Below are 26037 nucleotides of genomic sequence, written 5' to 3'. Positions count from 1 at the left end.
AATTTCTGGCAGCAGTATTTTTGCACCGCACGCGCCGTTTAAGGCGTACCAGCCTTGAAAACGCCTCCTCGATGTTCCATATGAGTGTCCGAGACCTCTTGCGAATCAAGGGGTCGTTGCGAGCCGCGTGTTCTTAAGCCCTCTACGGGCCTCTGGCTTGCCCCATCTCACCCAAGCCAGCCGACACCCCAAACACGCAGGTGTCTTCTCGACACCCTTTTGCGCGCGCCGCGCTGATGCGCCGGGCGTTCGCTTTTGACATGGAAAGAACCCCTCTTTTGACTTCGTTTCAGGACTTCGGCCTCGCCGAACCCATCGCACGCGCTCTTCGTGAAGAGAATTACGTCACCCCCACTCCGATCCAGGCCCAGACCATCCCGTTGGCACTGACCGGTCGCGACGTCGTCGGCATTGCCCAGACCGGGACCGGCAAGACCGCGTCCTTCGCGCTGCCGATCCTGCATCGTCTGCTCGAGAACCGCATCAAGCCGCAGCCCAAGACCGCCCGTGTGCTGGTGCTGTCGCCGACCCGCGAGCTTTCGGGGCAGATCCTCGACAGCTTCAACGCCTACGGCCGCCACATCCGCCTGTCCTCAACGCTTGCGATCGGGGGCGTGCCGATGGGCCGCCAGGTCCGCGCGCTGATGCCGGGCGTCGACGTGCTGGTCGCCACCCCCGGCCGCCTGCTCGACCTCGTGCAGAGCAACGGCTTGAGGCTCTCAAGCGTCGAGTTCCTCGTGCTCGACGAAGCCGACCGCATGCTCGACATGGGCTTCATCAACGACATCCGCAAAATCGTCGCCAAGCTGCCGATCAAGCGGCAGACGCTGTTCTTCTCGGCCACCATGCCGAAGGACATCGCCGAACTCGCCGATTCCATGCTGCGCGACCCCGCCCGCGTCGCGGTGACGCCGGTGTCCTCGACCGCCGAGCGGATCAACCAGCGCATCCTGCAGGTCGACTTCGCGGCCAAGCCCGCCTTCCTGACCAAGCTGCTGCAGGACGAGGCGATCAACCGCGCGCTGGTCTTCACCCGCACCAAGCACGGTGCCGACAAGGTGGTGAAGACGCTGGCCAAGGCCGGCATCGCCGCCAACGCCATCCACGGCAACAAGTCGCAGAACCATCGCGAGCGCACGCTCGCCCAGTTCCGGTCGGGCGAGATCCGCACCCTGGTCGCCACCGACATCGCCGCCCGCGGCATCGACGTCGACGGCATCAGTCACGTCATCAACTTCGACCTGCCGAACGTGCCGGAAACCTACGTCCACCGCATCGGCCGCACCGCGCGTGCCGGGGCCGACGGCACCGCGATCTCGCTGGTCGCGGGCGGCGAGGAGCTCAGCTATCTCCGCGACATCGAGCGGCTGATTCGCGTCGCCCTGCCGCGGGAGGACCACCGCACCGACGCCGGCCGCCGCGATCCCGGCCCCGCTCCGTCGCAGCAACGACAGGGCCGGCCGGGCGGTCGCCCCGGCCAGCGCCCGCAAGGCGCACGGCACGGTGACGGACGTCGCGCCGACGAACGGCATGCCGACGGACGCCACCACAGTGCCGGCAAGCCAGGCGACGGAAGGCATGGTGAGGGACGGCACGCGGAGGCAAGGCACGCGGACGGCAGGCATGCCGACGGACGGCCCGGCTTTGGACAGAATGCCTCCAAGGGTTCTCGCCGCCGCCGCTCCGGTGGTAAGATGCATTCATCGCCTGTCGATCGTCCGGAACAGCGTTCCGCGCATAGCGCCGGGACCCCTGATGGGATACAAGGCGTTGCCTTTTTGCGCCGCCAGAGTCGGCCAAACAGCCAACCGAACCGCAAACCTCATTCGCACTAGCCGTCCACGACCTGGAGACATTCATGGCTAAGGAAGAGCTGATCCAGTTCGAAGGACTGGTCACCGAAATCCTCCCCGATGCCCGCTACCGCGTGCAGCTCGACGCCGGACACGAGATCGTTGCCTATACGGCCGGCAAGATGAAGAAGAACCGCATCAAGACGCTCGCGGGCGACCGCGTGACGGTGGAGATGTCGCCCTATGACCTCGAGAAGGGCCGGCTGATTTTCCGCCACAAGGACGAGCGTCCCAGCACGCCGGGCGGACCGCCCCGTCCCGGACAGCGCGGCGGCCAGTTCCGCCGCCGCTAGCCGGCAGCGGCGCCGGTTCGAATTCCGATCTGTGTTGACCCGCCGTTGCATCACGGCGGATCAAAAAATCGTGCGCGTCCGGATTGTTTCGGACCCTTGCTTCCGATAAAATGAATTAATCGATTTTCGGCCGGACGACATTGGCATCCACCGGTACAGCCGGTTCAGACACGCTGACGACCCTTCCAGAAATTCGATCTAACCCTGCCCGCGCCAGCGGGCTCCGACATAGTGTTATCTGAGAAGGGACTACCCCCGTGAGCATGGGAACCGTGAAGTGGTTTAACGCAACCAAGGGCTATGGCTTCATTCAGCCCGACGATGGCGGCCAGGACGTGTTCGTTCACATCAGCGCCGTCGAGCGCGCCGGCCTCGGCTCGCTCCGCGAGGGCCAGAAGATCTCCTACGAGATCGTGGCCGACCGCCGTTCCGGCAAGTCCGCGGCGGACAACCTGCGCGCTGCGAGCTGAGCTCGCCGGGCGCCGGCCCGATCGGCGCGAGCCAAAGCAAAAGGCCGTGCGTTACGCACGGCCTTTTTCATTTCAGGAACGGGTGACAAATCTCAACACGTCGACGGCACGCCGTTGTAGGGCACGCAGATGACCTGACGCGGCCGCGTGTAGGAGAGATCGCTCAGGGTTACGCTCGACTTCAACACGTAGCCGATGGTCGGCGTGTAAGTGTAGTTGGCTTCGCTCAGGATGAGATAACTCGACGGAATCAGGAGTGCCGGAGGGATCATCGTGGTGACAATGTCGCCGGCGTTCCGAGCCGAGGTCGCCAGCGTGGCTTGCGTCGCGCCGCTCGCAATCGTGCCGGCCTTGCTCCACTGGACCTTGGCGACGCTGTTGGCGTCGATGTAGATCTGGGAGATCGTGCCCTTCACGAGCGCAGCGTCGTAAGGCATGACGACGGAGATGCTTGCCGTGAACGTATCCTTCATGGAGGCATCGTCGAGCGAGGTCGACTGCGACGTCAAATCGGACAATGTCCGCGCGATCAACGTGATTTTGCGGTCGATCGCCACGGCGGACGAAAATTCGACGGTGCCGAAGAACATCACCAGCATCAGCGGTACGATGACCGCGAATTCGGTCGCCGCCAGCGCGCGCGTGTCGGCGACGAAGCCGCGCACGGAGCAGCGTGCATTCCACCAGATGTTCGCAATCGCCCGCATCGGTCCGCCCAGATTCATCTGACTCAGAAAGGTTCGTTCTTGAACGCCACCGTCGCCACCATCAGCCGCTTGTTGTTGCATCCCATGTTGTAGCCGAGGCCGGTGACGATGAGCGGCCACTGATAGAACAGGCGCACCACGACGACCTGACCGGAGGTTCCGGCACTGTACTGCATGCCGGAGGGATTGAAGGTGCAGGAATTGCCGAAGTTGGTGAGGCTGAGCGTCCCGAAAGAGCTGGTGCTGACAACGTCGACGTAAAGCTTGCTGCAATCGAACAGCGCCGGGATCTTGCTGCACACAAAGGCCTTGAACGTCGTCTGATCGCAGGCAGAGACAGCGTTGGGCACGGTCTGGCAGGCCGCCACCGAGCCGCCCTGTGCCTGAGCCTGGCCGGTTAGAATCGCGCGCGCGGAGTCCTGCGCGATGGTCTCGAGCACCTGGCTCGAGAAGAACATGAGCGCCGTCTCGATGATCGCGAACAGCAGCGCGAAGAACATCGGTGCGACCAGCGCAAACTCGACGGCTGCGGAGCCGCGGCGGTTGCCGCGAAACCGGAGCAGCGCTTTCCTGAGCGTGAACCTCATAGGTGCAGGCGGCGGCATCTCGTCAAATTCCCAGCAACCGGCGATCATCTGCCCGTTCAATAGCGGAAACTGATTGTCTAAGTGTTTCAGACGATCCGCCTCCGGCGGACCGCGCCGTTTAGAGTGCGTTAACCACGCACGCCCGGAAGCGCGGCGTGCAAAGAGATGCCGCCCTCGATTCGGCGAGCGGCTTGGCAGGATCGAGGCCCGCCGGCCGGCTAGTTCGGCTTGGCGGCCGCGCCGGCACCGCCGCTGGCGCTGCTGCTCAGCGTACCGGCCTGGCTCATCGCGTTGTTGAAATAGGCGTCGCTGTCGCCGAGCGTCACGCGGCGCTGGCAAAGCGGCACGCAGCTGTAGGACTCCCGCTCGACCCCGCGATAGACGGTGACGAGCCGGTCGCTCGGACCTTCGACCTGGATCTGGCGGTCCACCAGAATCTCGCCGCCGCGGTCGAGCGCGATGAAGTTGGTGGCCCCGTAGCCCTTTCCGGTCACGACGATCATGCCGCCCGGCTGGAGCGTGACGTCCGCGATCAGGGGATTGCCGACCACGATGGTCGCCACCTTGCCGGGCAGCCGCACCAGCTTGGCCTGGTCGACATTGACGGCGATGGTATCGGCGGCGGGTTCGGCGAGGCCAGCGGCCGGCGATGCCAGCACCGCAGCGGCAACCAGAACACAGACGCGCACATGACGGCGCAGCATTTCTTTACGCATACTCCAACCCCCGGGACGTCACAAACCGGCAGAAGCAACCGAATACAGCGGAGCCGGTGCCCGACCCGGCTAACCTGCCTTTAATTCGTGAACGTTCCGCAAACTCGCCGAGTATTGTTTGAACGGACGGACATTTGCGGGCCCGCCCCCCCTAATGCCGGAACGGATAGGCGAGCTGGCCGCCGATCCCCTTCGGCATGGCCGCTTCGTCCTTGCCGTAATCCTGCGGCAGCCTGCCCTCCGGCATGCGGAAGGTGCCGAACAGCACGTCCCAGATCGGGAACGTTCCGGCGAAATTGGTGTCGCCGCCCTCTTCGAGCGAGGTGTGGTGCCAACGATGGAAGACCGGCGTTGCCAGCACGTATTTGAACGGTCCAAAGGTCCAGTTCAGGTTGGCGTGCACGAAGGCCGAGTGGAAGGTGGTGAACGGGCCGAGCCAGACCATGACGTTCGGGGAGATGCCGGCCATCAGCAGCACGACGTCGACGCTGATCGTCCCGAGCAAGAGATTGACTGGATGGAAGCGCGCCGCGGAGATCCAGCCGATCTCCTCCGACGAATGATGGACGGCGTGATACTTCCAGAAGCCGCCGTCGTGGAAAAGCCGGTGCAGCCAGTACAGCATGAAATCGGACAGCACCAGGAACAGCAGGGCCTGCAGCCACAGCGGCAGCTGCGCCAGCGGACCGTGGCCGTTGTCGTAGAAGGCGATGAGCTCGTCGGCGTCGTGAATGTTGAAGACGACGCTGGCGCCGACGACCAGCAGCCCGATCCGCATGGTGCGGGCGAACACCGGGACGAAAAACCAGTAGCAGATGTCGGTGACGATCTCCCGCTTGCGCCACCACGGCGCGCCGGGATTGCAGGCCCAGAAATGCTCCAGCACGGTGAACACCGCCGCGAGCACGAAGGTGACCGGGATCACCTTCACGATCGTCTCGCCGAGCATCAAGGCGACTTGCATGGGCAGGCTCGACATCGTCGCCTCTCTCCGCGAATTCCGCTGTAGCCTTACGCCTACGCCGCGAAATTTAAGGGAGGGTGAAGCAGGTGCCGCGTTGGCGACGCATCCGGAACCGGAACGAATTGCAGAGGCCATCTTAAGGCGAAATTCACTCTGGGCAAAAGCATCGCGCCGGAGCCGGGTTTACCCGATCGAATTAACTCCCCCGAAAGAGCTCGGCTCTCATGGTCGTCGCGTCAACGACAGCGCCGAACGAGGCGGTCCCCACCCAGACGGAGTTTTGTTCATGAAGAGCTTGATTGCGCGTTTCGCGAAGGATGAATCCGGCGCCACCGCCATCGAATACGGCCTGATCGCCGCCGGCATCGCGCTGGCCATCATCACCGTCGTCAACAATCTCGGCACCACGCTGAACGCCAAGTTCACCTCGATCAGCACGTCGCTGAAGTAAGCGGGTCCACGAAGGACGGCAAAAGCCCCGGACCTCCGGGGCGTTTGTTTTTCTGAAGACGGCGAGTTCCAGTGGCGTTGCACAAGTTCAGAACCGATGCCGCGGTCGCGGCGCGCGAGGCGGAAGCGGCGCAGGCTGGCTCGCCGGTCTATTGGATCTGCCTTGCGCTGCTGGTTGCGACGGTCGCGCTCGCCGCACGCATTGCCAGCTTCTGGTGAAAGCGCGTTCGGTGGCCGAGGGCCGCGCGCCCGTGCCGCCGTTGTCGGTTTGTTTAGCATCGCGCGCTAGCATCGCTCGAAGCAGCTCCGCGACAAACCCAGGCCTCAAGACGCAGCCCATGATCCTCGACCTTGCGCGCCTTCTGCTCTTCCCGGCCCTGATGGCGTTCGCCGCCGCGAGCGATCTCTTCACGATGACGATCTCGAACCGCGTGTCGCTGGCGCTGGTGGCAGGCTTCTTCGCGCTCGCCCTCGCCGGTGGCATGGCACCTTACGAGATGCTCAGTCATGTCGGCGCCGGTGCGCTTGTCCTGGCCGTGGCCTTCACCTGTTTCGCCATGGGCTGGGTGGGCGGCGGCGACGCCAAGGTCGCTGCCTCCGTCGCGCTCTGGTTCGGCTTCCCACACCTGATGAACTTCCTGCTCTACGCCTCGCTGTTCGGCGGCGCGCTGACGCTTCTGCTGCTGCAGTTCCGGCAATGGCCGCTGCCTTATGGGCTGGCAGGACAGGCCTGGCTCGCACGGCTGCACGCCAAGGAGAGCGGCATTCCCTACGGCATCGCGCTCGCGCTGAGCGCGCTGATGGTCTACCCGGAGACCGAATGGGTGAAGGCGATCGACCTCGCTCACCTCGCATTGCGCTGAACGGCCCGGGTAAACCCGGCGTTAAGGCGATTTAGATACGCCTCATTAACCATGCTTTGACGAATAGCTGGTCAACTGCCGATGACGGCGGCGGCAGCGTCGCGGCGTATTGTTGGAAAGTTGAAGCGTATGAATAGGGCACGCATTGTCGTCCTGACGGTCGCCATCTGCGCCGGCGGCGTCGCCGCGTACCTGGCGAGCGGCTCCGACAATTCTGCGCCGCCTCCGGTTCCGGTCGCGCAGCTGCCGACCGTCGACGTCCTCGTGGCCAAGAACGACATCGGCCTAGGGCAGACCGTGAAGCCCGAAGACGTGCAATGGCAGACCTGGCCGACCGCGACCGCCAGCGCCACCTTCATCCGGCGCAACGAGCGCCCAGACGGCGCGACCCAGGTGGTCGGCTCGATCGCGCGCGCGCCCTTCATTCAGGGTGAGCCGATCCGCGACCAGAAGCTGGTCAAGGCCGAAGGCTCCGGCTTCATGGCGGCAATCCTGCCCACCGGCATGCGGGCGATCTCGACCGAGATCTCGCCGGAGACCGGCGCGGGCGGCTTCATCCTGCCCAACGACCGCGTCGACGTCCTGCTCACGCGCCGGCTCAAGAACCCGGACCAGAGCAGCGGCGCTCCCGATATCGTCACCTCCGAGATCATCCTGGCCAATATCCGGGTCCTGGCCATCGACCAGGCGCCCAAGGAGAAGGACGGGCAGAACGCGGTGATCGGCAAGACCGTCACCCTCGAGCTCAATCCCGCGCAGACCGCAACACTCTCCGCGGCGCGGCAGAGCGGCACGCTGTCGCTGGCGCTTCGCAGCATCGTCGACGTCAAGATGAGCGAGATCACGCTCGATGACTCCGCGCAGAAGCGAGAGGGCGTCTCGATCATTCGCTACGGCATTCCAAGTCAGACGGCTAAGGCACGATGAAGACAGTCGACATCAAATGCAGGGCAGATTCGGCGACGATGCGGACCTCACTGGTCCGCGCCCTGTCGTTTTCGGCCGCCCTCGCGCTGGCGCTCAACCCGGCGATCGCAGCCGATTACCGTCCCGTGGCGCCGGCCGCGGCGGACGGCCAGATCAACGCACGTTTCCTCTCGCTCGGCATCGGCAAGTCCATCGTGATCGACCTGCCGCGCGACATCAAGGACGTGCTGGTCGCAGATCCCAAGATCGCCAATGCGGTGGTCCGCTCCGCACAGCGCGCCTATATCATCGGCGCCGCGGTCGGCCAGACCAATATCGTGTTCTTCGATTCCGCCGGGCAGCAGATTGCGGCCTATGACATCGCGGTGAAGCGCGACCTCAACGGCGTGCGGGCCGCGCTGAAGCAGGTCCTGCCCAATGCGGACATCCAGATCGACGGCCTCGGCGACGGCGTCGTCCTGACCGGCACGGCTGCCAATCCGCTGGAAGCGCAGCAGGCCAACGATCTCGCCGCGCGCCTGGCCGGCGGTGCCGACAAGGTCGTGAACTCGATCGTGGTGCGCGGCCGCGACCAGATCATGCTCAAGGTGACGGTGGCCGAGGTCCAGCGCAACATCGTCAAGCAGCTCGGCATCGACCTCTCTGCCAACCTCAACTACGGCACCTCGGTGGTGAGCTTCACCAATTCGAACCCGTTCACCGCGCTCGGCAAGAACCTCGTGGACGGCAACAACCTGACCACGAAGTTCGGCGCCACCCCGTCGGTGCAGGCCACGCTGCGCGCGATGGAAACCGCCGGCGTGATCCGCACGCTGGCCGAACCGAACCTGACCGCGATCTCCGGTGAATCGGCGACGTTCATCGCGGGCGGTGAATTCCCGGTTCCGGCGGGCTATGCGTGCGACCCCACCACGCATGTCTGTACCACCCAGATCAGCTTCAAGAAGTTCGGCATCTCGCTGAACTTCACCCCCGTCGTGCTGAGCGAGGGCAAGATCAGCCTGCGGGTGATGACCGAGGTCTCGGAGCTGTCGAACGAGAATGCGATCACGCTGTCGCAGGCGGTGACCCCGAACTCGGTAAACTCGTTGACGGTGCCCTCGATCAGGACCCGCCGCGCCGAGACCTCGCTGGAAATTCCTTCCGGCGGCGCGATGGCGATGGCCGGCCTGATCCAGCAGCAGACCAAGCAGGCGATCAGCGGATTGCCGGGGCTGATGCAGCTGCCGATCCTGGGCACGCTGTTCCGCAGCCGCGACTTCGTCAACAACGCGACCGAGCTGGTCGTGATCGTGACGCCTTATGTCGTCCGCGCGGTGGCGCCGAAGGACCTGTCGCGGCCGGATGACGGCTTCGCGCCGCCTGCCGATCCGCAGGCCCAGCTGATCGGCAACATCAACCGGCTCTACGGCGTACCTGGACGGACCGAACCGGCCAAGAACTACCGCGGTACCTACGGGTTTATCACCGAGTGAGGCGGAACGGGGACTTTACGATGATCACAAGACCACCCCAGCTTCGCAAACGCGCCGTCCGCCTCGGTGGCGCGCTCGTCGGTCTGACGCTCGCGCTCGGCGGCTGCCAGCACAACGAGGTCGTGACCGCCTCCATTCCCGACGACTACAAGCAGCGCCATCCGATCGCGATCGAGGAGCAGAACCGCTCGATCGTCGTCTTCGTCGGTCATGCCCGTGGCGGATTGACGGCTGCGCAACGCGCGGACGTGATGGGCGTCGCATCGGCATGGTTGCACGAAGGCACCGGCGCCATTCGCATCGACGTGCCTTCCGGCACGCCCAATGCGCGTCCGGTCGCGGACACGATGCGCGAGATCCAGGCCATGCTGGCAGGGGCAGGCGTTCCGCCGCGCGGCATCAGTATTCGTCCCTACCAGCCCGAGGACAAGCGGTTCCTGCCGCCGATCCGGCTGACTTATTCCAAGATTGCCGCGGTTGCGGGTCCCTGCGGCCTGTGGCCGGACGACATCGGCCCTTCGATGAAGAACAAGAGCTGGTTCGAGAACAAGGATTATTACAATTACGGCTGCGCCTATCAGCGCAACCTCGCGGCCATGGTCGACAATCCATCGGACCTCGAGCAGCCGCGGCCCGAGACACCTTCCTACACGATACGGCGCACTGCCGCCTTCGAGAAGTATCGCAAGGGAATGCCGACGGGAGTCGCCTATCCCGATGCCGACAAGGCCAAACTCAGCGACACAGGCAAATGATCAGTTACGCGCGCCAGACACACGAAGAGCAGCCGGCAGCAGCTCCTCCGCCGGTCGAGGAGCATATTGCGCCCGCGCCGCGCGTCTCGGTCCAGGCCTTCTGCGAAACCGTGGAGACGGCGGCGGCGGTACAGTCGGCCGGCGAGGATCGCCGTCTCGGCAAGGCTCATCTGAAGATCCAGATGGGCGGCATGGCGGCGGCGATCGAAGCCTACCGCTCGGCTCCCACGCCGAACGTGATCGTGCTCGAGAGCGACGGTCGCAGCGACCTGCTGGGCGGGCTCGACCAGCTCGCCACCGTCTGCGACGCCGGCACCCGCGTGGTCGTGATCGGCCGCATCAACGACGTCACGCTCTATCGCGAGCTGGTGCGCCGCGGCGTCAGCGATTACGTGCTCGCGCCGGTCGGGGCGATCGACGTCGTACGCTCGATCTGCAACCTGTTCTCGGCGCCGGAAGCCAAGGCGGTCGGCCGCATCATCGCCGTGGTCGGCGCCAAGGGCGGGGTCGGCGCTTCGACCATCTCGCACAACGTCGCCTGGGCGATCGCGCGCGACCTCGCGATGGACGCCGTGGTCGCCGATCTCGACCTCGCCTTCGGCACCGCCGGCCTCGACTACAACCAGGATCCGCCGCAGGGCATCGCCGACGCGGTGTTCTCGCCCGACCGCGTCGACACCGCCTTCATCGACCGCCTGCTGTCGAAGTGCACCGACCATCTCAGCCTGTTGGCGGCCCCTGCAACGCTCGACCGGGTCTATGATTTCGGCACCGACGCGTTCGACTCCGTCTTCGACACGCTGCGCTCCACCATGCCCTGCATCGTGCTCGACGTTCCGCATCAATGGTCGGGCTGGACCAAGCGCGCCTTGATCGGAGCGGACGACATCCTGATCGTGGCCGCCCCGGACCTCGCCAATCTGCGCAATACCAAGAACCTGTTCGATCTGTTGAAGGCCGCCCGTCCCAACGACCGGCCGCCGCTCTACTGCCTGAACCAGGTCGGCGTGCCGAAACGGCCCGAAATCGCCGCCGCGGAGTTCGCCAAGGCGATCGAGAGCCAGCCGGTCGTCTCGATTCCCTTCGAGCCGCAGATCTTCGGCTCGGCGGCCAACAACGGCCAGATGATTGCGGAGATCTCCGCCAACCACAGGTCGATCGAGATGTTCCTGCAGATCGCCCAGCGCCTGACCGGCCGCAGCGAGACCAAGAAGCAAAAGTCGTCCCTGCTTTCACCTCTGATTGAGAAGTTGCGGGGAAGATAAGCCGCCGCATGGAGTTGTTAAGTGTTCGGTAAGCGTAGCGGAACAGACACCGACTTTCGGGCGCCCAAGCCCGGCGCCGTGTCGCTCGAGCCTGCCCCGGCTCAGGCGCCGACGGTGTCGCGCGCTCCGCCTCCGCCGGCCGTCGCCTCGCCGCCGCTTGCGCCCGCCAAGGCCCCGCCGCCTCCGGCCATGGAGAGCCGGCGTTCGGACAATTATTACGAGGTCAAGGCGACCATCTTCGGGGCGCTGATCGAGGCCATCGACCTTGCCCAGCTCGCCAAGCTCGATTCGGAATCCGCGCGCGAGGAAATCCGCGACATCGTCAACGAGATCATCGCGATCAAGAACATCGTGATGTCGATCGCCGAGCAGGAGGAGCTGCTCGACGACATCTGCAACGACGTCCTCGGCTACGGCCCGCTCGAGCCGCTGCTGTCGCGCGACGACATCGCCGACATCATGGTCAACGGCGCCAACACCGTCTACATCGAGGTCGGCGGCAAGATCCAGCGCACCGGCATCCGCTTCCGCGACAACCAGCAGCTCCTCAACATCTGCCAGCGCATCGTCAGCCAGGTCGGCCGGCGCGTCGACGAATCCTCGCCGATCTGCGACGCTCGCCTCGCCGACGGCTCCCGCGTCAACGCCATCGTGCCGCCGCTGTCGATCGACGGTCCCGCGCTCACCATCCGCAAGTTCAAGAAAGACAAGCTGACGCTGGATCAGCTCGTCAAATTCGGCGCGATCACGCCGGAAGGCGCCGAGATCCTTCAGATCATCGGCCGCGTCCGCTGCAATGTGCTGATTTCCGGCGGTACCGGCTCGGGCAAGACGACCCTGCTCAACTGCCTCACCAACTACATCGAGCACGACGAGCGCGTCATCACCTGCGAGGACGCCGCCGAGCTCCAGCTGCAGCAGCCCCACGTGGTGCGGCTGGAAACCCGCCCGCCCAATATCGAGGGCGAGGGCCAGGTCACGATGCGCGAACTGGTGCGCAACTGCCTGCGCATGCGCCCCGAGCGCATCATCGTCGGTGAGGTCCGCGGACCCGAAGCCTTCGACCTGCTCCAGGCCATGAACACCGGCCATGACGGCTCGATGGGCACGCTGCACGCCAACAACCCGCGCGAAGCGCTGTCGCGCTGCGAATCCATGATCACGATGGGCGGCTTCTCGCTGCCCTCGCGTACCATCCGCGAGATGATCTGCGCCTCGATCGACGTCATCATCCAGGCCGCGCGCCTGCGCGACGGTTCCCGCCGCATCACCCACATCACCGAGGTGATGGGCATGGAAGGCGACACCATCATCACCCAGGACATCTTCCTCTTCGACATGGTCGGCGAGGACGCCAACGGCAAGATCATCGGCCGGCACCGCTCAACCGGCATTGGCCGTCCGAAGTTCTGGGAACGCGCCCGCTATTACGGCGAGGAGAAGCGCCTCGCCGCGGCGCTGGACGCGGCGGAAGTCGCGCCGAAGACGTGAGCAGATCGGCAGCGCCATGAACATGCAGGTCCTCGCCCTCGCCTTCCTCGCTACCGCAGCGGTCGGTGGCATCGCCTGGGTATTCCTCTATCCGCTGCTGTCCGGGGAGCGAAAGGCGGAAAGCCGCCGCGCCTCGGTCGCGCGCGCCGAAGCGCCCACCGCCCGGCAGGCCGAGAAGACCCAGCGCTCGCGCCGCGAACAGGTCGAGTCCACGCTGAAGGACCTCGAGGCGCGGCGCGCCCAGGAGAAGAGTGCTCCGCTCAGCGTGCGCCTCTCGCAGGCCGGGCTCGACTGGACGCCGCAGAAATTCTGGATCGCGTCCGCCGTCGTGGCGGGCGTATTTTTCGCGACCGCCCTGTTCGCGGGCGGCGGCCTGATCGGCGCCGCCGGCCTTGCCTTTGCCGGCGGCTTCGGCCTGCCGCGCTGGGCACTCGGCTTTTTGAAGAAGCGCCGCGAGACCAAGTTCCTGGCTGCACTGCCCGATGCGGTCGACGTGATCGTCCGCGGCATCAAGGCAGGCCTGCCCTTGTTCGAATCGATCAAGGTCGTGGCCGCCGATGCGCCGGAGCCGCTGCGCAGCGAGTTTCTGGCCATCATCGAGACGCAGGCGATCGGCATGCCGCTCGGCGAGGCCTGCGCGCGGCTCTACGAGCGCATGCCGCTGCCGGAAGCCAATTTCTTCGGCATCGTGGTGTCGATCCAGCAGAAATCGGGCGGCAATCTCTCCGAAGCGCTCGGTAACCTGTCCAAGGTGCTGCGCGACCGCAAGAAGATGAAGGAAAAGATCCAGGCCATGTCGATGGAAGCCAAGGCCTCGGCCGGCATCATCGGCTCGCTGCCGCCGATCGTGATGTTCCTGGTCTATCTCACGACCCCGCAATACATCTCGCTGCTTTGGACTCATCCCACCGGCCAGCTGATGCTGGTCGGCTGCGTCGTTTGGATGTCGATCGGCATCCTGGTGATGAAGAAGATGATCAACTTCGATTTCTGACGGTGTCGTATGGTCGAATTCCTCGTCTCGAAACTGCACGACGTCCGCTTCATGACCATGCTGCTCGCGGCCATCGCCGCGAGCGCCACCGTCTATACGCTGGTGATGCCGTTGTTCGCCGGCGAGGGCCTCTCCAAGCGCATGAAGGCGGTGGCGAGCGAGCGCGAACGCATCCGGCAGCGCGAGCGTGAGCGTCTCAACAAGAGCGAGAAGGTTTCGCTGCGCCAGACGCCGAAGCAACTCGTCTCCAAGGTGGTCGAGGACTTCAACCTGACCAAATGGCTCGCGCAGGAAGCTGCGCGGGACAAGCTCATCATGGCAGGTTACCGCGGCCAGGCGCCCTACGTCACCTTCCTGTTTGCCCGCATGGTCGCCCCGATCGTGTTCTTGATCGGCTCGGCCCTTTACGTGTTCGTGATCGGAAATATGCAACAGGCGATGCCGATCAAGATCGGCATCTGCATCGGCGCCGCCTATCTCGGCCTCCAGGCGCCGATGCTGTTCCTCAGGAATGCGATCTCCAAGCGCCAGCTCTCGATCAAGCGTGCGTTTCCCGACGCGCTCGACTTGCTCCTGATCTGCATCGAATCCGGCATGTCGGTCGAGATGGCATTCCGGAAAGTTGCGAACGAAATCGTGGGCCAGTCGATCGCGCTGTCGGAGGAGTTCACCCTGACCACGGCCGAGCTGTCCTATTTGCAGGATCGCAAGGTCGCCTATGAGAACCTGGCACGGCGTACCGGGCTCGAGGGCGTCAAGTCGGTGTGTCTGGCGCTGCAGCAGGCGGAACGTTACGGCACCCCGCTCGGCCATTCCTTGCGCGTCATGGCGCAGGAGAATCGCGACATGCGCATGAACGAGGCCGAGAAGAAGGCGGCCGCTCTGCCGCCGAAGCTCACGGTGCCGATGATCCTGTTCTTCCTGCCCGTGCTGTTCGTTGTCATTCTCGGACCCACCGCCATCAAGGTCACCGAGATGCAGTGAGCCGGCCGGCCTGGACCATGCGGTCCGCCACCAAGGCCAGCACGTCAGATCAGTCGGGCTGGCTCAGCGAAGCAACCGGCGTCCGCTTCGACCCGCCGCGCGGGGCGTCGCTACGGCTCAGCATCTCCTTGAGATAGGCGACATTGGCCGCAGCCTGGTCCGGCGGCAGGTCAGCCTTGACGATGGTCTCCGCCTCCGCGAAGCGGCCCTGGAGGCCAACGACCAAGCCGAGGTTCTGCCGCACCCGGGCGCTGGCGCGCGGCGAGGCATAGGCCTGCCGCAGCGCCTCTTCCGCCTTCGGCAGCTCCTTCGATAGCATGTAGGACAGGCCGAGGTTGGAGAGCACGCCGGGATCACCCGGTGCGATCTTCAGCGCGCTCGCATAATAGGATCGCGCCTCCTCGTGACGGCCCATCTGGTCCAGCGCGGTGCCTTGCACCGAGAGCAGGCGCCAGTCCGGATTGTCGGGCGAATGCGCCTTGGACAGCACGTCGAAGGCCTGCTGGAAATTGCCGTTGTCGGCGAGTGCGCGGCCGTACTGGGCAAGCAGCGCCTTGTTGCCGGGATTGGCGATGGTCGCCTGCTCGAGCACGGCGGCGGCCTGGGCGCGCTGGCCGTTGGCGCGCAAGGCCTGTCCATAGGCGAGCGCGGCGTCGGCATCCCGGGGATTGGCGCGGTAGCGCTCGCCATGGGCTTCGACCGCACGCGCCGGATCGGTGGGCGCGCGATCGGCAGAGGCTGCGTCCGCCCGGGGGGCGACCGAACCCGTCACCTCAGAGAGTTTCGACATGGCCGTGCAGCCGCCGAGGCCCATCGCCAACGTCGCGACCAGCGACGTGGAAGCAAGTAGCCGGGTAAGCCTGATCCGTTGACGCATGACGCTTTGACTCTCGAGCTGCTCGATCGAGCCGAACGCGTCAGCAATAGAATGTTAACCCTAACGGCCGGTTAACGGCGCTATCCGACGTGCTCCTCTCGCGCCGGCGGTTGTTGCGGCGGCGCTTGCCCGCCGAGGCCGAGATCGAGGCCGAGCGCCTGCACCTGCTGGCCCAGCTCCCGCAGCAATTGCAGCCTCTGCCGCGCCCGCCGCCGAACGTCGACACCGTCGCAAGGCAGCCGCGGCACCTGACGCAGGAAGTCGTTACAGCTGATCAGGCCTGTCCCGTAGAGCTCATCGAGCTGAGCGCGATCGATGCCGAGCACGTCGGCAGATTGCTCGATCAATTGGCCGAGCAGCGTTCTCACCGCGGCGAGCGCGTCGCTGTCGAATCCCGGCCCGGATCTCGCGGCCTTGCGCTCGAGCTCCGCCCAGGCATGGGCCGAGACGACGTAGGTGTAGAGTGCATTCGCCCAGTTCGGCTCCGCGTCATCGTAAAAGCTGTCACGCATGAACAGCCGGCGGACGATCGCCGCGACCTGGTCGCGTTTCAGCGCGCCGGATGAGGCGGCCTCGATCGCGGACTGGACGGCCGGATCACGGGAAAAGTCGCGCCCCGCCGGCAGCCTGATGACGCCGCCCGGCAGGTTGGAATCGAGCGGCCTGAAGACCGCATCGTTGCGGAGCCTCGTATAGCGGGTTATGGCGAAGCGGTGCTCCGTGCGGCCGCCATGGGACACGGGGCCGAAATGGACCAGGTTGAAACCGGCATCGTCGCCGGCTTGCCCGGTCGAGGACGGACAGGAGAGCACGTAGATCGTGCGCCAGAACGACTCACCCCTCTCGCTCGACGTCGCACGCGGATCGGGGATGGAATAGCGGGTCAGCCCCTCGACATGGCGATGACCGTGCAGAACCAGATCGACGTTGAGCGAGGTGGCGGCCTCGAGGAAGGTCGCGGGTGCGGCGAGATACATCAGCGGCTCGTCCGGCATTCCTAGAAAGCGCTTTCCTTCGCCGGTCGCCTGCGGCAGCGGATGGTGGTGCAGGGCCAGCACGCGCACCAGGTTGTCCACCGGCTCGGCGTAGCCGGCACGTCCGGCCGAACCGATGCTCCCCGCGAGCTCGGCGCTCAGCCGGGCGGAATCAGCGACCATCGCCTTGTAAGCGCTCTCGTCGATCTTGCCGCTCGCGCGCGCCTTCAGGCTGGCGCGATTGGAATCGAGCAGCACCAGGTCGAGGCCCGCCTGACGGTAATAGACGCTCTTCGCGGTCCGCGGCAGGTGCAGGTAATCGTAGGCGTCGTGACGGCCCGCACGCTGACTCGGCCGCTTGACGTCGTGATTGCCGGCCACAGCCTGGATGTCGGTGAACAGCCCGGTCTGCCGGAAGGATGCGATGGCGGCGAGCGCCTCGTCGAGCGCGCGCGGCGTCGGGTCGTCCACCAGATCGCCCGTGATCAGCAGGATGCGATCGGGAACATTCGCGGCAGCCGCCATCTTCTCGCAAATCGCGCCCCTGAGCGTCTCGATGGCTGGAAGCAGCCGGCCCGACCCGTCCAAATGCAGGTCGGAAATTTGCGCAACAACGAACGATCTATCCATTTTGCGTCGCTCATCTGCAATGCTGCGCCGCCCAACAATGAGAAAAATGCCTCGACGAACCGATTCAGCCGTATCGACCCAACCTGGGCAGCCAACGACCGCGTGCTGCTGCGTGTCCGCGTTCGGGCTCACGCAGGGCGAGCGGCACAATCTAAAATGTTCACCGATAATGCCACAACCAAAACGCTAGTAAAGCCCTGCGGCCGCGGCGTCGCGAATGGCAGCTCTCGGCGCGAGATACGAGATTTGTCCGAGGACGGTTTCGTCTCGCCCGGTCAATATTCGATGGCAAGCCGCTTGCGGATCTCGTCGATGCGCCTGTCGAGCGCATCGAAGCGCGCGTGGACGGAGCGGTCGTGGAGGTAGAAGACGTAACCGCCGGCGAGGAACGCGAAGATCCAATGGTGGTGCTCGACATAACCGAAGATCACCTCGATAGCCTGGCCGATGAATGTGACCACGCTCCACACAAACTCCATTGCATCTCCTCCCGGCGCGCTTGTCGTCGGTCGCCCCCGATTTCATTCTGGCGACCGTTGCCGGAACCTACCATGCCGGCGTTGCGGCGAGTAGCGGCTCGCCGAACGGTAACGGCAAAGCCGATTGCAGCGGCGGCCAAACTCTGCGAAGTCTCGTCCGTTCGCATGACTCGCCTGAACTGACGATCCGGACCCGCCAATGCCTTCAGTCTTCGAGACGTCGTCCACCGCCACCCCGATCACCTTCGTCACCAAATCGAGCTGGGATCAGGTCGCAGAGACGCTGCCGCCGGCGCAACGCCAGTTCGCGCGGACCAGCGACTTTGCCGCCAAGCCGGGCGGATATCTGGCGCTGCCCGCGACCGACGGCACCATTGCGCAGGTGCTGTTCGGGCTCGAGGAAGAGGGTGCAAGATCGCGCGACCTGTTTCGGCCCGGCGCCCTGCCCGGGCTTTTGCCGCCCGGCACCTATCGCTTTGCCAATGCACCGCACGATGCGCGGCTGGCCGCGCTCGCGTTCGCACTGGGGTGCTACCGCTTCGCCCGCTATCGCAAAGCTGATCGCCCCGAGGTCCGGCTGGTGCCGCCTGACGGTGTCGATGCGGCCGAGATCGAGCGGATTGCCGATGCGGCAATGCTCGCACGCGACCTCATCAACACACCATCCAACGACATGGGCCCCTCAGAGCTCGCGGCAGCCGCGCAAGAGCTCGCCGCCGAGTTCGGCGCGAGCTTTTCCTGCACGATCGGCGAAGACCTGGCAAAGAACTTCCCGCTGATCCACGCCGTCGGCATGGCCTCCAGCCGCGCGCCGCGGCTGATCGACATCGTCTGGGGCGATCCTGATCATCCCAAAGTGACGCTGGTCGGCAAGGGCGTCTGCTTCGACACCGGCGGGCTCGATCTGAAGCCGTCGAGCGGCATGCTGATCATGAAGAAGGACATGGGTGGCGCCGCCAACGTGCTGGCGCTGGCACGCATGGTGATGGATGCGAAGCTGAATGTGCGGCTGCGCGTGTTGATTCCGGCCGTGGAAAACGCCGTCGCCGGCAATGCCTTCCGCCCGCTCGATATCTTCACCTCGCGCAAAGGCATCACCGTCGAGATCGGCAACACCGACGCGGAAGGACGCCTCGTGCTCGCCGACGCGCTGGCACTGGCCGACGAGGAGACGCCCGATCTGCTGATAGACCTGGGCACGCTGACCGGCGCGGCCCGCGTCGCGCTGGGGCCGGATCTGCCGCCCTTCTACACCAATGATGAGACGCTGGCTGCCGACGTCGCGCGCTGCGCGATGAAGGAGAACGATCCGTTGTGGCGCATGCCGCTGTGGCCGCCTTACGATGCCTGGCTGGACTCCAAGACCGCCACCATCACCAATGCACCGTCGGGCGGTTTCGCCGGCTCGATCACCTGCGCCCTGTTCCTGCAACGCTTCGTCGAGCACGCCAGGAGCTGGCTGCATGTCGACATCTTTGGCTGGACGCCGTCGGCGAAGCCGGCGCGGCCCGAGGGCGGCGAGTGCCAGGCCGCGCGCGCCATCTACGCACTGCTGAGCGAACGCTATGCATGACCCGCGGCTGACGCCGGCGCGGGGCGACCTCGCCGCAAAATATCTCGAAGGCAGGGTGCAGGCGGATCGATACGTCGCCGGCGAGGAATTCGAGGTGGTCGAAGCGATCGCGCCGGTGCGCGAGCAGCCGTCCTCGGACGCGATGCTGATGACGGAGGCACTGCGCGGCGAACGCGTCACGGTCTACGACCGCAACGACGAAGGTTGGGCGTGGGGCCAGCTCCATGGCGATGACTATGTCGGCTGGCTGCCGGATGCGGCGCTCGCAAAGCCGTCGGCTGCCGCAACGCACCTGGTCTGCGCACTGCGGACGTTTGCGTTCCCCGGCCCTTCGATCAAGCTGCCGCCGGCCGATACGCTCGTGATGGGATCGAAGCTGGCCGTGGCGCGCGAGGACGGCGGCTTTGCCGTGACGCACGGCGGCAGATATCTGCCAAGAACGCATCTTGCAGTGCTCGATCATCGCGAACCGGATTTCGTCGCGGTGGCCGAGCGCTTCGTCGGCACGCCCTATCTGTGGGGCGGCAAGAGCAGCTTTGGCATCGATTGTTCCGGCCTCGTCCAGGTCTCGCTGACATCAGCCGGGATCGGCTGCCCTCGCGACAGCGACATGCAGCTCGCCGGCCTCGGGCGCGCGGTGGAGCCGCATGAATGGCGCAGCTTGCAGCGCGGCGATCTGATCTTCTGGAAGGGCCATGTTGCGATCGTGCGCGATGCCACCACCATGGTTCACGCCAATGCGCATCACATGGCAACGGTGATCGAGCCGATCGAGCCGGCGATCGCGCGGATCAAGGCGGCCGGCAGTGACGTCGTCGCGATCAAGCGGCTCGGTTAACCTCCTGGCGCGGGGCGACACCTCTCCCCTTCGGGGAGAGGTGAAGTGCTACGTCGCCACCGCCCCGTCCCCGGCCGTCTCCAGCCGGAACGCGGCCGCGAACAGCGCGCGCGTGTAATCCGTCTTCGGATTCCTGAACAGCTCGGTGGCCTGCCCCTCCTCGACCACCTTGCCGCCGCGCATCACGATGAGGTGGCTGGCGAGCGAGGCGACGACGCGCAAATCGTGCGAGATGAACATGTAGGTGAGCTCGCGCTTGCGCTGGAGCTCGCGCAACAGATCGACCATCTGCGCCTGGAACAGCATGTCGAGGGCGCTGGTCGGCTCGTCCAGCACGACGAAATCAGGCTCCAGCACGATCGCGCGCGCGATCGAGATGCGCTGACGCTGACCGCCGGAGAATTCGTGCGGATAGCGAAAGCGCGTCTCCGGATTGAGGCCGACATCCTCGAGCGCCTTGACGACGCGCGCCTCGCGTTCCTCGCGCGAGAGCGTCGGCTGATGCACGGACAGGCCCTCGGCGATGATGTCGGCGACCGACATGCGCGGTGAGAGCGAGCCGAACGGATCCTGAAACACGATCTGCATGTCGCGCCGGAACGGACGCATCTCCTTGAAGCGCAGGCCCTGGATGTCGTTCCCCAAGAACACGATGCGCCCGTTCGAGGAGATCAGCCGCAAGAGCGCGAGCCCCAGCGTGGTCTTGCCCGAGCCGGATTCGCCGACCACCCCGAGCGTTTCGCCCTTGCGCACGGCGACGCTGACGCCGTCGACCGCCTTGATGTGGCCGACCGTCTTGCGCATCAGGCCGCGCTTGATCGGAAACCAGACTTTGAGATCATTGGCCGACATCACCACCGGCGCATTCGGCTGCGGCGGCGCCGGATCGGGCTTGGGCTCCGCCGCGAGCAGGTCGCGCGTATAGGGATGTTTCGGGGCCTTGAAGACCTGCTCGACCGGCCCCTGCTCGACGATCACGCCCCCCTTCATGACGCAGACCGTGTCGGCGATGCGGCGCACGATGCCGAGATCGTGGGTGATGAAGAGCAGGCTCATGCCAAGACGCGAGCGGATCTCGGCGAGCAGCGCCAGGATCTGCGCCTGCACGGTGACGTCGAGCGCCGTGGTCGGCTCGTCCGCGATCAGAAGGTCCGGCTCGTTGGCGAGCGCCATCGCGATCATCACGCGCTGGCGCTGGCCGCCGGAGAGCTGGTGCGGATAGCTGTTCAACCGCGTCTCGGGCTCGGGGATGCCGACCTGGGTCAACAGCTCCAGTGTCCGCTTGCGCGCCTGCGCATTGCTGGTTGGATTGTGCAGCTGGATGATCTCGCCGATCTGCGCTTCGATCGTGTGCAGCGGATTGAGCGAGGTCATCGGCTCCTGGAAGATGATGGAGATGTCGCTGCCCCTGATCTCCCGCATCTGCTGCTCGGATTGATCGATCAGCTCCTGTCCCTTGAAGCGGATGCTTCCCGACGGATGCGAGGCGTTCGGATAGGGCAGCAGCTTCAGGATCGAAAGCGCGCTCACCGACTTGCCGGAGCCGGACTCGCCGACCAGCGCGACGCATTCGCCGCGCTTGATCTGGAACGAGACCTTGTCGACCGCAAGCGTGGTCGCACCGCCCTGGTGGAAGGCCACCGAGAGATCGCGCACGCTGAGCAGGGGCTGGTTGATCGCGTCCATGACCTTACCTGAACGTCTTGCGCGGATCGAAGGCGTCGCGCACGGCTTCGCCGATGAAGATCAGGAGCGACAGCATGATCGCGACCGAGAAGAAGCCGGAGAAGCCGAGCCAGGGCGCCTGCACGTTGGCCTTGGCCTGCGACAGCAATTCGCCGAGCGAAGGCGAGCCCGGCGGCAGGCCGAAGCCGAGGAAATCGAGCGCCGTCAGCGTCATCACCGACGAGGAGACGATGAAGGGCAGGAAGGTCATGGTCGCAACCATCGCGTTCGGCAGCAGGTGGCGGAACATGATGACGGGGTTGGAGACGCCGAGCGCCCGCGCCGCCTGAATGTATTCGAAGTTGCGCCCGCGCAGGAACTCGGCCCGCACGAGGCCAACCAGTGAGACCCAGGAGAACAGCAGCAATATGCCAAGCAGCACGAAGAAGCCGGGCACCAGCACCGAGGACAGGATGAGGAGAAGATAGAGCGAGGGGATCGCGGTCCAAATCTCGATGAAGCGCTGGAAGATGAGATCGACCCGGCCGCCGAAATACCCTTGCACCGCGCCCGCTGCGATGCCGATGACGGAGGAGACGATGGTCAGGCAAAGACCGAATAGCACCGAGATACGGAAGCCATAGATCAGCCGGGCGACGACGTCGCGGCCCTGATCGTCGGTGCCGAGCCAGTTATATTCGAGATCGCGGCAGCTCTTCAGTCCCTTCTTCTCCACCACCGGCTTGCACTGCTTCTCCGTCAGCATCCACGTCGGCGGCGACGGCGCCGGCGTCGGCAGATCGAGATTGTGGGTGTCATAGGAGTAACGGATCAACGGCCAGACGATGCTGCCGCCCTTGTCCTTGATCAGCTTCTGCAAGTACGGATCGCGATAGTCGGCTGCGGTCTCGAAATCGCCGCCGAACGTCGTCTCCGAATAGGTCACGAAAGCCGGCCAATACAGCCGCCCGTCGAACTTGATCAGGAAGGGCCTATCGTTCGCGATCAACTCGGCGAACAGCGAGATCACGAACAAGCCGATGAATATCCAGAACGACCAGTAGCCGCGGCGATTCGCCTTGAAGTTCTGCCACCGCCGCCTATTCAGCGGCGAAGGTGCGAAGGGCTTGCGCGTGATCGGAACGGCATCGCCAAGCGGCGACTTCGCTGTTGTCTCGATCGGCGTCGGCGCGGTGATCGTCATCAGACCTCCCGTGCCTCGAAATCGATCCGGGGGTCGATCCACATATAGGTCAGGTCGGAGATCAGGTTGATCACGAGGCCGACCAGCGAAAAGATGTAGAGCGTGCCGAACACCACGGGATAGTCGCGGTTGAGCACGCTCTCGAAGCTGAGCAGCCCGAGCCCGTCCAGCGAGAAGATGGTCTCGATCAGAAGCGAGCCGGAAAAGAAAGCGTGGATAAAAGTCCCGGGAAAACCTGCGATCACGATCAGCATGGCGTTGCGGAAGACGTGGCCGTAGAGCACCCGACTCTCACTGCAGCCCTTGGCACGCGCGGTCATGACGTATTGCTTGCGAATCTCGTCCAGGAACGAGTTCTTGGTCAGGAACGTCATGGTGGTGAAGGCACCTAGCCCCATGGCGATCAGCGGCAGCGTCAGGTGCCAGAAATAATCGACGATCTTCCAATACCAGGGAAATTGCGACCAGCCGTCCGAGGTCAGTCCACGCAGCGGGAACCAGTTGAAGAACGAGCCGCCGGCAAACAAGATGATCAGAAGGATCGCGAACAGGAAGCCGGGGATGGCATAGCCGAGCACGAGCACCGTCGAGGTCCAGGTGTCGAAGCGCGCGCCGTCGTTCACGGCCTTGCGAATGCCGAGCGGAATCGAGATCAGATAGGTCAGGAGCGTCAGCCAGAGGCCGAGCGAGATCGAGACCGGCAGCTTCTCCTTGATGAGCTGGAGTACGCTGACGTCGCGAAAATAGCTCTTGCCGAAATCGAAGCGGGCGAAGTTCCACACCATCAGCAGGAAGCGTTCAGGCGCCGGCTTGTCGAAGCCGAACTGCACCTCCAGCTTCTTGATGAAATCAGGGTCGAGGCCCTGCGCGCCGCGATATTTCGAGTTGACGGCATCGCCGCCGGCACCGACCTGCCCCGGCGCGCGCTGCGCGAAATCGCCGCCGCCCGAAATGCGCGAGGTGCCGCCGGTATCGGCACCCGAGAGCTGCGCGATCACGCGCTCGACCGGGCCGCCCGGCGCGAACTGCACCACGACGAAGGACACGAAGAGGATCCCGAGCAGCGTCGGGATCATCAGCAGGATGCGGCGGGCGATATAGGCGCTCATGGCTACTTCGCCTGCTCGAGCTTGGCCGCCTTGGCGGGCTCATGCCACCAGATGTCGGGCGCGCCGACACCGTTGGCATAGCGCGGCAGCTTCTGCGGATGGCCGAACTGATCCCAATAAGCCAGCCGGTGCGTCTTGTTGTACCATTGCGGTATCCAATAGCGACCGGCGCGGAACAGGCGGTCGAACGCGCGGCAGGCGACGGTCAGCTCTTCGCGGCTGTCGGCCGCCATGATCTTGTCGATCATGGCGTCGATCGCCGGACTGGCGACGCCGGCGAGATTGTACGAGCCCTTGGTGTTTGCGACCTGCGAGGAGAAGAACGCGCGCATAGCATCGCCTGGCGTCGCCGACATACTGAAGCGCTGGATGGTCAGATCGAAATCAAAATCTTCCTGCCGGGCCTTGTGCTGTACGGCATCGACGAGGCGCACGCTCGCCTCGATGCCGAGCGTGCCCAGATTCTTGATGTAAGGCGCGTGGTGCGGCTGGAACGAGGGCTCGTCCAGCAGGAACTCGATCTTGAAGACCTCGCCGTTCGGCAGCACCCGCTTGCCGTCCTTGATGGGCACGCCGGCCTCGTTCAGCAATTGCTGCGCCTTGCGGAGCAGGCTGCGGTCCTGTCCGGAGCCGTCGGAGGTCGGCGGCATGAACGGCGCCGCAAACACCTCGTCGGGAATCTGGCCGCGAAACGGCTCCAACAGCTTCAGCTCTTCCGGCGAAGGCGGCGCATTGCCCGCCATCAGGTCCGAATTCTGGAATGGCGACACGGTGCGGGCATAGGCCCCGTACATGATGGTCTTGTTGGTCCATTCGAAGTCGAAAGCGTTGATCAGGGCCTCGCGCACGCGGGGGTCTTTGAATTTGTCGCGCCGCGTATTGATGAACCAGCCTTGCGCTCCGGACGGCGTATCGTCGGGCACGACCTCCATCTTGACCCGACCGTCCTTCACCGCGGGGAAGTCATAGCGCGTCGCCCAGATGCGCGAGGTGAACTCCTCGCGATAGAGATAGCTCTTGCCGGTAAAGCCCTCGAACGCGACATCGCGGTCGCGGTAGAATTCGTAGCGGACGACATCGAAATTATAGCTGCCGCGGCAGGGCGGCAGATCGGCGGCCCACCAATCCTTCACGCGCTCGAACTCGATGTAACGATTGACCTCGAACCTGCCCACCTTGTACGGACCCGAGCCGAGCGGAATGTCCAGAGACGATTCATCGAACGGGCGGGAGGCGTAGTACGCCTTCGAGAAGATCGGCAGACTGGCGACATAGAGCGGCACGTCGCGTGCACGTCCCTTGGCGAAGGTGACGACGAGCGTCGCATCGTCGATCGCCTCAGCGCTGACCATGTCGCGCATCTGCACGATGATCAGCGGATGCCCCTTGGTCTTCAGCGTCGTCAGCGAAAAAGCTGCATCGTGGGCGGTGAGCCTGGTCCCGTCGTGGAATTTCGCCTCGGGTCGCATCGTGAAGCGATAGACCAGCTTGTCCGGAGATATTTGCACGGATTTGGCGGCCAGTCCGTACATTGCGTCGGGTTCGTCACTTGCCCGCACCATCAGCGGCGAGAACGTCATGTCCATGCCTTGCGCGCCATCGCCCTTCAGGATGAAGGCGTTGAGCGAGTTGAAAGTCTGGTAGGACTGGTTATAGGCGCGCACCGACGGGATCAGCGAGAACGTGCCGCCTTTCGGCGCGTCGACATTGACGTAGTCGAAATGGTGGAAGTCGGCGGGATATCTAAGATCGCCGAACGCCGACATGCCGTGCGCCTCGGTCGCCGCTTCCGATGCTCGCGCGCTGCGCAGCAGCGGCGCGCCCAGCGACGCCGCGAGGGCGCCGCCAACACCCAAGACCAGCACATGGCGACGTGACATCTGCGTCATGCGGG

At 64.8% G+C, this 26037-nt stretch carries 26 protein-coding genes; 15 read left to right on the top strand and 11 right to left on the bottom strand.

Translation table 11 applies throughout. The features are described from left to right. Positions 1–236 precede the first annotated feature (236 nt). The 3 genes from HZZ13_RS16310 to HZZ13_RS16300 all read left to right on the top strand — a co-directional run bounded on the left by HZZ13_RS16310 (position 237) and on the right by HZZ13_RS16300 (position 2616). Positions 237–1835, top strand: coding sequence for a DEAD/DEAH box helicase (locus HZZ13_RS16310; RefSeq protein WP_197960576.1), 1599 nt, complete (start codon positions 237–239; stop codon positions 1833–1835). A gap of 23 nt (positions 1836–1858) precedes the next feature. After that, positions 1859–2146: a translation initiation factor IF-1 gene (infA, locus tag HZZ13_RS16305; RefSeq protein WP_035998101.1), complete on the top strand. Its 288-nt coding sequence runs from the start codon at positions 1859–1861 to the stop codon at positions 2144–2146. A gap of 257 nt (positions 2147–2403) precedes the next feature. After that, a complete protein-coding gene (locus HZZ13_RS16300) occupies positions 2404–2616 on the top strand; it encodes a cold-shock protein (protein ID WP_027573722.1) in 213 nt (70 codons plus the stop codon). 92 nt (positions 2617–2708) lie between these two features. Here HZZ13_RS16300 and HZZ13_RS16295 read toward each other — a convergent pair whose 3' ends face one another. The 4 genes from HZZ13_RS16295 to HZZ13_RS16280 all read right to left on the bottom strand — a co-directional run bounded on the left by HZZ13_RS16295 (position 2709) and on the right by HZZ13_RS16280 (position 5605). Then, a complete protein-coding gene (locus HZZ13_RS16295) occupies positions 2709–3323 on the bottom strand; it encodes a TadE/TadG family type IV pilus assembly protein (RefSeq protein WP_246504450.1) in 615 nt (204 codons plus the stop codon). 23 nt (positions 3324–3346) lie between these two features. Then, positions 3347–3928: a TadE/TadG family type IV pilus assembly protein gene (locus tag HZZ13_RS16290; RefSeq protein WP_197960695.1), complete on the bottom strand. Its 582-nt coding sequence runs from the start codon at positions 3926–3928 to the stop codon at positions 3347–3349. 200 nt (positions 3929–4128) lie between these two features. Then, positions 4129–4626, bottom strand: a complete 498-nt coding sequence (locus HZZ13_RS16285) for a pilus assembly protein N-terminal domain-containing protein (RefSeq protein WP_197960574.1) — start codon at positions 4624–4626, stop codon at positions 4129–4131. A 151-nt stretch (positions 4627–4777) separates the two neighbouring features. Then, positions 4778–5605 carry a sterol desaturase family protein gene (locus tag HZZ13_RS16280; protein WP_197960573.1) on the bottom strand — a complete coding sequence of 276 codons (828 nt, stop codon included), beginning with the start codon at positions 5603–5605 and terminating at the stop codon, positions 4778–4780. Between the two features lie 271 nt (positions 5606–5876). Here HZZ13_RS16280 and HZZ13_RS16275 point away from each other — a divergent pair, with 271 nt between their 5' ends. From HZZ13_RS16275 to HZZ13_RS16230, 10 genes are all read left to right on the top strand, one after another. Next, a complete protein-coding gene (locus HZZ13_RS16275) occupies positions 5877–6041 on the top strand; it encodes a Flp family type IVb pilin (protein WP_197960572.1) in 165 nt (54 codons plus the stop codon). A 77-nt stretch (positions 6042–6118) separates the two neighbouring features. Then, entirely contained in the window at positions 6119–6259 is a 141-nt protein-coding gene (locus HZZ13_RS16270) for a hypothetical protein (RefSeq protein WP_197960705.1), read from the top strand. Positions 6260–6378: 119 nt separating this feature from the next. Continuing rightward, a complete protein-coding gene (locus tag HZZ13_RS16265; RefSeq protein WP_197960571.1) occupies positions 6379–6903 on the top strand; it encodes an A24 family peptidase in 525 nt (174 codons plus the stop codon). Positions 6904–7032: 129 nt separating this feature from the next. Next, complete coding sequence (gene cpaB / locus HZZ13_RS16260) at positions 7033–7830, top strand: Flp pilus assembly protein CpaB (RefSeq protein WP_197960570.1); 798 nt, start codon at positions 7033–7035, stop codon at positions 7828–7830. Next, positions 7827–9305, top strand: coding sequence for a type II and III secretion system protein family protein (locus tag HZZ13_RS16255; protein WP_197960569.1), 1479 nt, complete (start codon positions 7827–7829; stop codon positions 9303–9305). The genes cpaB and HZZ13_RS16255 overlap by 4 nt, the downstream gene beginning before the upstream one ends. Positions 9306–9325: 20 nt before the next feature. Further along, positions 9326–10060, top strand: a complete 735-nt coding sequence (locus tag HZZ13_RS16250) for a CpaD family pilus assembly protein (protein WP_197960568.1) — start codon at positions 9326–9328, stop codon at positions 10058–10060. Then, a complete protein-coding gene (locus HZZ13_RS16245; RefSeq protein ID WP_197953951.1) occupies positions 10057–11325 on the top strand; it encodes a CpaE/TadZ family protein in 1269 nt (422 codons plus the stop codon). Before HZZ13_RS16250 ends, HZZ13_RS16245 begins: the two co-directional genes overlap by 4 nt. A 21-nt stretch (positions 11326–11346) precedes the next feature. After that, entirely contained in the window at positions 11347–12816 is a 1470-nt protein-coding gene (locus HZZ13_RS16240; protein ID WP_197960567.1) for a TadA family conjugal transfer-associated ATPase, read from the top strand. Positions 12817–12832: 16 nt separating this feature from the next. Further along, positions 12833–13810, top strand: coding sequence for a type II secretion system F family protein (locus tag HZZ13_RS16235; protein ID WP_197960566.1), 978 nt, complete (start codon positions 12833–12835; stop codon positions 13808–13810). 9 nt (positions 13811–13819) lie between these two features. Then, positions 13820–14794, top strand: a complete 975-nt coding sequence (locus HZZ13_RS16230) for a type II secretion system F family protein (RefSeq protein WP_197960565.1) — start codon at positions 13820–13822, stop codon at positions 14792–14794. A 49-nt stretch (positions 14795–14843) separates the two neighbouring features. Here HZZ13_RS16230 and HZZ13_RS16225 read toward each other — a convergent pair whose 3' ends face one another. From HZZ13_RS16225 to HZZ13_RS16215, 3 genes are all read right to left on the bottom strand, one after another. Then, on the bottom strand, positions 14844–15671 hold the full coding sequence (locus HZZ13_RS16225) for a tetratricopeptide repeat protein (protein WP_197960564.1): 828 nt from the start codon (positions 15669–15671) through the stop codon (positions 14844–14846). Positions 15672–15751: 80 nt separating this feature from the next. After that, on the bottom strand, positions 15752–17275 hold the full coding sequence (locus HZZ13_RS16220) for a metallophosphoesterase family protein (protein ID WP_197960563.1): 1524 nt from the start codon (positions 17273–17275) through the stop codon (positions 15752–15754). A gap of 275 nt (positions 17276–17550) precedes the next feature. After that, the gene (locus tag HZZ13_RS16215; RefSeq protein WP_100176090.1) at positions 17551–17754 is read right to left on the bottom strand and encodes a hypothetical protein; all 204 of its coding nucleotides are present in this window, start codon (positions 17752–17754) and stop codon (positions 17551–17553) included. A 199-nt stretch (positions 17755–17953) separates the two neighbouring features. Here HZZ13_RS16215 and HZZ13_RS16210 point away from each other — a divergent pair, with 199 nt between their 5' ends. Together HZZ13_RS16210 and HZZ13_RS16205 are read left to right on the top strand one after the other, a co-directional pair. After that, positions 17954–19327 carry a leucyl aminopeptidase family protein gene (locus tag HZZ13_RS16210; RefSeq protein ID WP_197960562.1) on the top strand — a complete coding sequence of 458 codons (1374 nt, stop codon included), beginning with the start codon at positions 17954–17956 and terminating at the stop codon, positions 19325–19327. Next, a complete protein-coding gene (locus HZZ13_RS16205) occupies positions 19320–20165 on the top strand; it encodes a C40 family peptidase (RefSeq protein WP_197960561.1) in 846 nt (281 codons plus the stop codon). The genes HZZ13_RS16210 and HZZ13_RS16205 overlap by 8 nt, the downstream gene beginning before the upstream one ends. Positions 20166–20213: 48 nt before the next feature. Here HZZ13_RS16205 and HZZ13_RS16200 read toward each other — a convergent pair whose 3' ends face one another. Genes HZZ13_RS16200 through HZZ13_RS16185 form a run of 4 tightly spaced genes read right to left on the bottom strand, consistent with a single transcriptional unit; the run spans position 20214 to position 26032 of the window. Next, positions 20214–21851 (bottom strand): ABC transporter ATP-binding protein, encoded by a 1638-nt coding sequence (locus HZZ13_RS16200; RefSeq protein WP_197960560.1) that lies wholly within the window; start codon positions 21849–21851, stop codon positions 20214–20216. Between the two features lie 4 nt (positions 21852–21855). Further along, a complete protein-coding gene (locus tag HZZ13_RS16195; RefSeq protein ID WP_197960559.1) occupies positions 21856–23034 on the bottom strand; it encodes an ABC transporter permease in 1179 nt (392 codons plus the stop codon). Then, complete coding sequence (locus HZZ13_RS16190; protein ID WP_197960558.1) at positions 23034–24143, bottom strand: microcin C ABC transporter permease YejB; 1110 nt, start codon at positions 24141–24143, stop codon at positions 23034–23036. Before HZZ13_RS16190 ends, HZZ13_RS16195 begins: the two co-directional genes overlap by 1 nt. Positions 24144–24145: 2 nt before the next feature. Next, positions 24146–26032, bottom strand: coding sequence for an extracellular solute-binding protein (locus HZZ13_RS16185; protein WP_197960557.1), 1887 nt, complete (start codon positions 26030–26032; stop codon positions 24146–24148). Positions 26033–26037 lie beyond the last annotated feature (5 nt).

The sequence above is a fragment of the Bradyrhizobium agreste genome (genome assembly GCF_016031625.1).
GTDB lineage: Bacteria > Pseudomonadota > Alphaproteobacteria > Rhizobiales > Xanthobacteraceae > Bradyrhizobium > Bradyrhizobium agreste.
This window is presented reverse-complemented; position numbering and strand designations above follow the sequence as displayed.

Excerpts from the sequence above, each read along its gene's own strand:
- HZZ13_RS16310 (WP_197960576.1), top strand. The coding sequence starts at position 237 with ATGCGCCGGGCGTTCGCTTTTGACATGGAAAGAACCCCTCTTTTGACT.
- infA (WP_035998101.1), top strand. The coding sequence starts at position 1,859 with ATGGCTAAGGAAGAGCTGATCCAGTTCGAAGGACTGGTCACCGAAATC.
- HZZ13_RS16295 (WP_246504450.1), bottom strand. The coding sequence starts at position 3,323 with ATGCGGGCGATTGCGAACATCTGGTGGAATGCACGCTGCTCCGTGCGC.
- HZZ13_RS16290 (WP_197960695.1), bottom strand. The coding sequence starts at position 3,928 with ATGCCGCCGCCTGCACCTATGAGGTTCACGCTCAGGAAAGCGCTGCTC.
- HZZ13_RS16285 (WP_197960574.1), bottom strand. The coding sequence starts at position 4,626 with ATGCGTAAAGAAATGCTGCGCCGTCATGTGCGCGTCTGTGTTCTGGTT.
- HZZ13_RS16280 (WP_197960573.1), bottom strand. The coding sequence starts at position 5,605 with ATGTCGAGCCTGCCCATGCAAGTCGCCTTGATGCTCGGCGAGACGATC.
- HZZ13_RS16275 (WP_197960572.1), top strand. The coding sequence starts at position 5,877 with ATGAAGAGCTTGATTGCGCGTTTCGCGAAGGATGAATCCGGCGCCACC.
- HZZ13_RS16265 (WP_197960571.1), top strand. The coding sequence starts at position 6,379 with ATGATCCTCGACCTTGCGCGCCTTCTGCTCTTCCCGGCCCTGATGGCG.
- cpaB (WP_197960570.1), top strand. The coding sequence starts at position 7,033 with ATGAATAGGGCACGCATTGTCGTCCTGACGGTCGCCATCTGCGCCGGC.
- HZZ13_RS16255 (WP_197960569.1), top strand. The coding sequence starts at position 7,827 with ATGAAGACAGTCGACATCAAATGCAGGGCAGATTCGGCGACGATGCGG.
- HZZ13_RS16250 (WP_197960568.1), top strand. The coding sequence starts at position 9,326 with ATGATCACAAGACCACCCCAGCTTCGCAAACGCGCCGTCCGCCTCGGT.
- HZZ13_RS16245 (WP_197953951.1), top strand. The coding sequence starts at position 10,057 with ATGATCAGTTACGCGCGCCAGACACACGAAGAGCAGCCGGCAGCAGCT.
- HZZ13_RS16235 (WP_197960566.1), top strand. The coding sequence starts at position 12,833 with ATGAACATGCAGGTCCTCGCCCTCGCCTTCCTCGCTACCGCAGCGGTC.
- HZZ13_RS16230 (WP_197960565.1), top strand. The coding sequence starts at position 13,820 with ATGGTCGAATTCCTCGTCTCGAAACTGCACGACGTCCGCTTCATGACC.
- HZZ13_RS16225 (WP_197960564.1), bottom strand. The coding sequence starts at position 15,671 with ATGCGTCAACGGATCAGGCTTACCCGGCTACTTGCTTCCACGTCGCTG.
- HZZ13_RS16220 (WP_197960563.1), bottom strand. The coding sequence starts at position 17,275 with ATGGATAGATCGTTCGTTGTTGCGCAAATTTCCGACCTGCATTTGGAC.
- HZZ13_RS16215 (WP_100176090.1), bottom strand. The coding sequence starts at position 17,754 with ATGGAGTTTGTGTGGAGCGTGGTCACATTCATCGGCCAGGCTATCGAG.
- HZZ13_RS16210 (WP_197960562.1), top strand. The coding sequence starts at position 17,954 with ATGCCTTCAGTCTTCGAGACGTCGTCCACCGCCACCCCGATCACCTTC.
- HZZ13_RS16205 (WP_197960561.1), top strand. The coding sequence starts at position 19,320 with ATGCATGACCCGCGGCTGACGCCGGCGCGGGGCGACCTCGCCGCAAAA.
- HZZ13_RS16200 (WP_197960560.1), bottom strand. The coding sequence starts at position 21,851 with ATGGACGCGATCAACCAGCCCCTGCTCAGCGTGCGCGATCTCTCGGTG.
- HZZ13_RS16195 (WP_197960559.1), bottom strand. The coding sequence starts at position 23,034 with ATGACGATCACCGCGCCGACGCCGATCGAGACAACAGCGAAGTCGCCG.
- HZZ13_RS16190 (WP_197960558.1), bottom strand. The coding sequence starts at position 24,143 with ATGAGCGCCTATATCGCCCGCCGCATCCTGCTGATGATCCCGACGCTG.
- HZZ13_RS16185 (WP_197960557.1), bottom strand. The coding sequence starts at position 26,032 with ATGACGCAGATGTCACGTCGCCATGTGCTGGTCTTGGGTGTTGGCGGC.